The organism is Pantoea phytobeneficialis (assembly GCF_009728735.1).
Classification (GTDB): Bacteria; Pseudomonadota; Gammaproteobacteria; order Enterobacterales; family Enterobacteriaceae; genus Pantoea; species Pantoea phytobeneficialis.
On the sequence record NZ_CP024636.1, the window covers coordinates 233,523 to 240,564 of the forward strand.

The 7,042-nt window shown below is 54.3% G+C and carries 5 protein-coding genes and 1 other annotated feature; of the genes, 4 read left to right on the top strand and 1 reads right to left on the bottom strand.

Translation table 11 applies throughout. From position 1 onward, the window contains the following. Window positions 1-10: 10 nt before the first annotated feature. The gene (gene fadB, locus CTZ24_RS01035; RefSeq protein ID WP_208724560.1) at window positions 11-2,194 is read right to left on the bottom strand and encodes a fatty acid oxidation complex subunit alpha FadB; all 2,184 of its coding nucleotides are present in this window, start codon (window positions 2,192-2,194) and stop codon (window positions 11-13) included. Between the two features lie 187 nt (window positions 2,195-2,381). Here fadB and pepQ point away from each other — a divergent pair, with 187 nt between their 5' ends. The 4 genes from pepQ to hemG are packed head-to-tail and all read left to right on the top strand — an operon-like array spanning window position 2,382 to window position 6,365. Beyond that, window positions 2,382-3,713 carry a Xaa-Pro dipeptidase gene (gene pepQ, locus CTZ24_RS01040; RefSeq protein WP_208724561.1) on the top strand — a complete coding sequence of 444 codons (1,332 nt, stop codon included), beginning with the start codon at window positions 2,382-2,384 and terminating at the stop codon, window positions 3,711-3,713. Beyond that, window positions 3,713-4,345 (top strand): IMPACT family protein, encoded by a 633-nt coding sequence (locus CTZ24_RS01045; protein WP_208724562.1) that lies wholly within the window; start codon window positions 3,713-3,715, stop codon window positions 4,343-4,345. The genes pepQ and CTZ24_RS01045 overlap by 1 nt, the downstream gene beginning before the upstream one ends. A gap of 14 nt (window positions 4,346-4,359) precedes the next feature. Then, window positions 4,360-5,811, top strand: coding sequence for a Trk system potassium transporter TrkH (gene trkH, locus CTZ24_RS01050; RefSeq protein WP_021183831.1), 1,452 nt, complete (start codon window positions 4,360-4,362; stop codon window positions 5,809-5,811). Between the two features lie 17 nt (window positions 5,812-5,828). Then, window positions 5,829-6,365 (top strand): menaquinone-dependent protoporphyrinogen IX dehydrogenase, encoded by a 537-nt coding sequence (hemG, locus tag CTZ24_RS01055; protein WP_208724563.1) that lies wholly within the window; start codon window positions 5,829-5,831, stop codon window positions 6,363-6,365. A 438-nt stretch (window positions 6,366-6,803) separates the two neighbouring features. Continuing rightward, window positions 6,804-7,042: a sequence feature (16S ribosomal RNA rRNA prediction is too short), on the top strand.

Genomic DNA, 7,042 nt, shown 5'->3' on the forward strand with positions numbered 1-7,042 from the left:
TTTATTATCCTCAGGCACTTTGCAGCGCGGCTTCATCAATGGGGAGGGCTGCGGGATACCAGCTTTGATGCTGGTGAGCTTTCTGCACCAGCAACTCCGGCAGCGCATACAGGGGACCGAGCGCGGTGTAGCGTTTGGCCTGATCAACCACCGTGCTGTTGCCCAGCGTATCCATATAACGGCAGGCACCGCCACGGAACGGCGGGAAACCGAGGCCATATACCAACGCCATATCCGCTTCGGCCGGGGAAGCGATAATCTTCTCTTCCAGGCAGCGCACAACCTCGTTCAGCATTGGCAGCATCATGCGGTTAGCAATCTCTTCATCGCTGAAGACACGCTTCGGCTGGCAGACGTGTTGCAGTAACGTATCTACTTCCGCATCGGCCTGTTTCTGCGCTTTGCCCTTTTTGTCCTCGGTCCAACGCCAGAAACCCAGACCATTTTTCTGCCCATAGCGACCGGCTTCGTACAGAACGTCAATGGCGTCGCGATAATCTTTTTGCATCCGTGAGGGGAAACCCTGCGCCATTACCTGCTGGGCGTGATGAGCGGTATCGATCCCTACCACATCCAACAGCCATGCTGGACCCATCGGCCAGCCAAACTGTTTCTCCATCACTTTGTCGATCTGACGGAAATCGGCACCATCACGCAGCAACAGGCTGAAGGCGGCGAAGTAGGGGAACAGCACACGGTTAACAAAGAAGCCGGGGCAGTCATTGACCACAATGGGCGTCTTACCCATCTTGCTGGCCCAGGCGACCACCTTACCAATTGTCTCTTCAGATGTTTTTTCGCCACGGATCACTTCAACCAGCGGCATACGTGGCACCGGGTTAAAGAAGTGCATGCCGCAGAAATTTTCTGGTCGTTGCAGCGATTGCGCCAGCAGGCTGATAGGAATGGTCGAGGTGTTGGAAGCCAGAATGGCATCATCGCGCAGATGCTGCTCGGTTTCGGCCAGCACTTTAGCTTTGATTTGCGGGTTTTCCACCACCGCTTCTACCACCACATCCGCGCGTGCAAATCCGGCGTAGTCCAGCGTTGGCTGGATGGTGGTCAGCACGCTGGCCAGCTTCGCGCCATCAATCTTGCCGCGCTCCAGCTGTTTGTTCAGCAGCTTGCTCGCTTCTTTCATGCCGAGCGCCAGCGCCTGCGGATTGATGTCTTTCATCTGCACCGGTACGCCTTTCCACGCTGACTGATATGCAATGCCGCCGCCCATGATCCCGGCACCCAGTACCGCCGCCTGCGCTGGCGTTGTGGTGGCATTGCCGCGTTTTTTCGCCTCGGCTTTGACATATTGATCATTGAGGAAGATGCCGACCAACGAGCGTGCCACATCACTTTGCGCCAGCGGCACAAATGCAGCGGTTTCCAGTTTCAAGGCATCATCGCGTCCGAGTGTGGCAGCCGCTTCAATGGTTTTAACTGCGGTGATCGGTGCCGGGTAATGTTTACCCGCCGTTTGCAGCACCATGCTTTTGGCGATGGTAAAACTCATCGCCGCTTCAATTGGGCTGAGTTTCAGTGGCGCCAGTTTCGGTGCGCGACGCGCCTGCCAACTGCCCTGCACCATAGCGTCCCGCAACACGGTTAATGCGGCGCTGCGCAGTTTGTCGCTGCTGACTACCGCATCGATCAGGCCCAGTTTCAGGGCGCTGCTGCCATCGACATCTTTGCCTGCGGCGATAATCTCCAGTGCACTGTCGGCACCCAGCAGACGCGGCAAACGCACGCTACCACCAAAGCCCGGCATGATGCCCAGTTTGGTTTCCGGCAGGCCAATGCGCAGTTGTGGGGTTCCGATGCGGAAGTCGGTTGCCAGTACGCACTCGCAACCACCACCCAGGGCATAGCCATCGATAGCGGAGACGGTAGGGACCGGGAGATCTTCCAGACGATTAAAGATGCTATTGGCAAACGCCAGCCACTGGCTCAGTTTTTCAACTGGCGCATCAAACAGGGAAAGAAATTCGGTGATGTCGGCACCGACGATAAACGCCGGTTTGGCCGACGTGAGCAACAGGCCGCGCAATGTGGGCTGCTGCTCCAGTACACCCAGCGCCTCACCCAGCGAGGCTACGGTTTTGGTATCGAGTTTGTTCACCGAACCGGGCGCGTTGAAAACCAGCTCGGCGATGCCATCGTCGAGCCAGCGAACAGAAAGGGTATCGCCTTGGTAGAGCATGTCCGTCTCCTGAAACCGCGAAAGTTGATCTGGTCATACCAGATGATCGTGAGTGTGAGTTCGATGTTAATTTTTTGCAAACAAGAGTTTGATTATTTGATACAGCGATCACAGCGCGCAGGGGCACGGCATCACGGACGCGGCTATGCTACACTGCGGCCATTTTCGCGATATTGGAGACAAGTTCATGGATTCACTGAAAACCCTGTATCACGCGCATATCAATACGCTACAACAGCGTGCGCAGCAGGTGCTGGCGCGTTTTAAACTCGATGCTATGTTGATTCACTCTGGCGAGTTGCTGACGGTGTTCCTCGACGATCACGACTATCCATTTAAGGTGAATCCGCAGTTCAAAGCCTGGGTGCCGGTGACGCAGGTGCCTAACTGCTGGTTATGGATTGACGGCGTGAATAAACCGAAACTGTGGTTCTATTCACCGGTGGATTACTGGCACAACGTGGAGCCGCTGCCGAATAGCTTCTGGACCGGAGATGTTGACGTTATCGGCCTGAAAAATGCTGACGAAATTGCACAACTGCTTCCGACCCAGCGCGACAATGTGGCTTATATCGGGCCAGTGCCAAACCGTGCCACCCAGTTGGGCATCAAGGCGGATAGCATCAACCCCAAAGGGGTGATCGATTTCCTGCATTACCATCGCAGCATCAAAACCGACTATGAACTGGCCTGTATGCGTGAAGCGCAGAAGCTGGCAGTGGCGGGACATCGTGCGGCCAAAGAAGCCTTCTTCTCTGGCATGAGTGAGTTCGATATCAATATCGCTTACCTGAGTGCGACCGGCCACCGTGATATCGATGTGCCTTACGGTAACATCATCGCGCTGAATGAACATGCCGCCGTGCTCCATTACACCAAACTGGATCATCAGCCGCCCGCGAAGCGCCACAGCTTTTTGATTGACGCCGGTGCTGAGTACCTTGGTTATGCCGCCGATTTGACGCGCAGTTACGCCGCCCAGGCGAAATCACGCTACGCCGAGATGGTTGAAACCATGAACAAAGAGGAGCTGGCGCTGATTGCCACCCTTAAAGCGGGCGTGCGATATACCGATTATCATCTACAGATGCACCAACGCATTGCGCGTATGCTGTTGAAGTTTGAACTGGTGAAGGGACTGAGCGAAGAAACGCTGGTGGCGGAAGATTTAACCGGTCCATTTATGCCGCATGGTCTTGGTCATCCGTTGGGGCTTCAGGTGCATGACGTGGCCGGTTTTATGCAGGATGATAAAGGTACGCACCTGGCCGCTCCGGCACAGTATCCGTATCTGCGCTGCACCCGCGTGCTGGAGCCAGGCATGGTGCTGACCATTGAGCCGGGCTTTTATATTATCGATTCACTGCTGGCTGCACTGCGTACCGGTAAGTACAAAGATCACTTTGACTGGCAGGCGATCGATGCGCTGAAACCGTATGGCGGCATCCGCATTGAGGATAACGTGGTGATTCATGCCAACCGGATTGAAAACATGACGCGCGATCTGCATCTGGCCTGATGGACGCTTATGACATTCCCGCTGAGGCGGTCAGCCTTAGCGAGGAAACCATCAAAAAAAGCCGCTTTATCACGCTGCTGGCGCACACCGACGGCGTGGAAGCGGCGCGTGCTTTTGTTCAGCAGATTAAAGCTGAACACCCCACCGCGCGACATCATTGTTGGGCATGGGTGGCGGGCGCGCCGGATGATTCGCAGCAACTGGGTTTTTCTGATGATGGCGAGCCATCAGGTACCGCAGGCAAACCGATGCTTGCTCAGCTAATGGGGAGCGGTGTGGGGGAAATCACTGCGGTGGTGGTGCGCTATTACGGTGGCATTATGCTCGGCACCGGTGGGCTGGTGAAAGCCTATGGCGGCGGTGTGCAGCAAGGATTAAAACAGCTGGCGCGTTGCCGTAAGGTACCGATGCAATCTTTTACTCTGCAATGTGACTATGCACAGCTCAGCGATATCGAGCGCCTGCTGCAGCGTTTTGACGGCGAGGTCGAAGAGAGCCATTATCTTGATCGCATCACGCTGCGCCTGGCATTACCGCATAGCCAGATCGATGGCTTTCGGCAAAACCTCTCTGATTACAGTCGGGGCGTGCTGACGCTCATCCCACTGGAAAATTCAAGCATATCTCTTTGAAAGGAAAAGGCTGAATGCATTTTCGCGCCATTACCCGCATTGTGGGCCTGCTGGTGATTTTGTTCTCAGTAACCATGATCCTGCCAGGTCTGGTGGCCTTAATTTATCGTGACGGTGCCGGACGGGCGTTCAGTCAGACCTTTATGATGGCCATTGTCATTGGTTCACTGCTGTGGTGGCCGAACCGCAAACAAAAGACCGAGCTGAAGCCGCGCGAAGGTTTTCTGATCGTGGTGTTATTCTGGACCGTGCTGGGCAGCGTGGGGGCCATGCCGTTTATGTTTGCCGAGCAGCCGCACCTGTCGGTGACCGATGCGTTCTTTGAATCCTTTTCCGGTTTAACCACTACCGGGGCGACGACGCTGGTGGGGCTGGATTCGTTGCCCAAAGCGATTCTGTTCTATCGGCAGATGCTGCAATGGTTGGGGGGGATGGGGATCATTGTGCTGGCGGTGGCGATCCTACCGATTCTCGGTGTGGGTGGGATGCAGTTGTATCGCGCGGAAATGCCCGGACCGCTGAAAGATAACAAAATGCGACCGCGTATCGCAGAGACGGCAAAAACCCTGTGGTTGATCTATGTTCTGCTGACCATCGCCTGTGCCGTGGCGCTGTGGCTGGCGGGGATGCCGGTGTTTGATGCTATCGGCCATAGTTTTTCCACCATCGCCATCGGTGGCTTCTCGACACATGATGCCAGCATTGGCTATTTCAACAGCCCAACAATCAATACCATCGTGGCGGTATTCCTGCTGATCTCTGGCTGTAACTATGGCTTGCACTTCTCTTTATTGAGTGGCCGCAGCCTGAAAGTGTACTGGCGCGATCCGGAGTTTCGGATGTTCATTGGCGTGCAGTTGACGCTGGTGGTGATCTGTACCGTGGTGCTGTGGTTCCATGATGTCTATTCCAGTGGCTTACAAACGCTGAACCAGGCCTTTTTCCAGGTGGTATCGATGGCCACCACCGCCGGATTCACTACGGACAGCATCGCGCGTTGGCCGCTGTTTCTGCCGGTGCTGTTGCTGTGTTCCGCTTTTATCGGTGGCTGTGCGGGTTCGACCGGTGGCGGCCTGAAGGTGATCCGTATTCTGTTGCTGTGCAAACAGGGTTCGCGTGAGCTGAAGCGCCTTGTCCACCCTAACGCGGTTTACACTATTAAGTTGGGGAACCGTGCATTGCCGGAACGCATTCTGGAAGCGGTTTGGGGATTCTTCTCCGCTTATGCGCTGGTGTTCCTGGTGAGTATGCTGGCAATCATCGCCACCGGTGTCGATGACTTCTCCGCTTTTGCCGCTGTTGCCGCGACCCTCAATAACCTCGGACCTGGGCTGGGGGTGGTCGCCGATAACTTTGCTTCGATGAATGATGTGGCGAAGTGGATATTGATTTCGACCATGCTGTTTGGCCGCCTTGAGGTGTTTACTTTGCTGGTGCTCTTCACCCCGACCTTCTGGCGCGAGTGATAAAACGGGATAGTGTAATGAAAGCGTTGATTGTTTATTCCAGCCGTGACGGGCAAACACAGAAAATTGCCGGACGTATTGCGCAAAACCTGGCACCGCAACAGTTGTGTGATGTGATTGAGATATCACAGACAGCGACGCTTGATTGGGCGCAATATGATCGGGTGCTGATTGGTGCCTCGATTCGCTATGGTCATTTCCATCCGGCATTAATGAAGTTTGTCACTCAGCATTTGGGAGAGTTGCAGCAGCGTGTTAGTGGTTTCTTCAGTGTGAATCTGACAGCACGTAAAGCAGATAAATGCACACCGGAGACTAATGCTTACACCCGTAAGTTTCTGGCCCAGTCACCCTGGCAGCCAGACTGCTGTGCGGTATTTGCCGGTGCGCTGCGTTATCCGCGCTATCGTTGGTTTGACCGCGTCATGATTCAGTTGATTATGCGTATGACGGGCGGGGAAACAGATACTTCTAAAGAGGTGGAGTACACCGATTGGCAAAAGGTCGCGCTTTTTGCCCAGGATTTTGTGCAGTTACCAGGCAAATCGTTGTGAAATAGACCGCTTTGGTGAAATTTAGTCCGAACGATCATTTTTTTGCAATAAACGCTTGTCAGTCAGAATTATCTCCCTATAATGCGCCTCCACTGACACGGCAAAGCGGCAACGCAGACGGTCAGCGAGGGACGAAGTGATTCATCCCGCCAGAGAAAAATCTCGAAAAAGAGATTGACTCTGAAGGAGGAAAGCGTAATATACGCCACCTCGCGACAGGCGGTTAACCCGCTGCTCGCACTGCTCTTTAACAATTTATCAGNCAATCTGTGTGGGCACTCGCAGGATTGATATCAAAAGTCTACGGACTTAAAAAATATCAAGTCTCAAGAGTGAACACGTAATTCATTACGAAGTTTAATTCTTTGAGCATCAAACTTAAATTGAAGAGTTTGATCATGGCTCAGATTGAACGCTGGCGGCAGGCCTAACACATGCAAGTCGAACGGTAGCACAGAGGAGCTTGCTCCTTGGGTGACGAGTGGCGGACGGGTGAGTAATGTCTGGGGATCTGCCCGATGGAGGGGGATAACTACTGGAAACGGTAGCTAATACCGCATAACGTCGCAAGACCAAAGTGGGGGACCTTCGGGCCTCACACCATCGGATGAACCCAGATGGGATTAGCTAGTAGGTGGGGTAANGGCTCACCTAGGCGACGATCCCTAGCTGGTCTG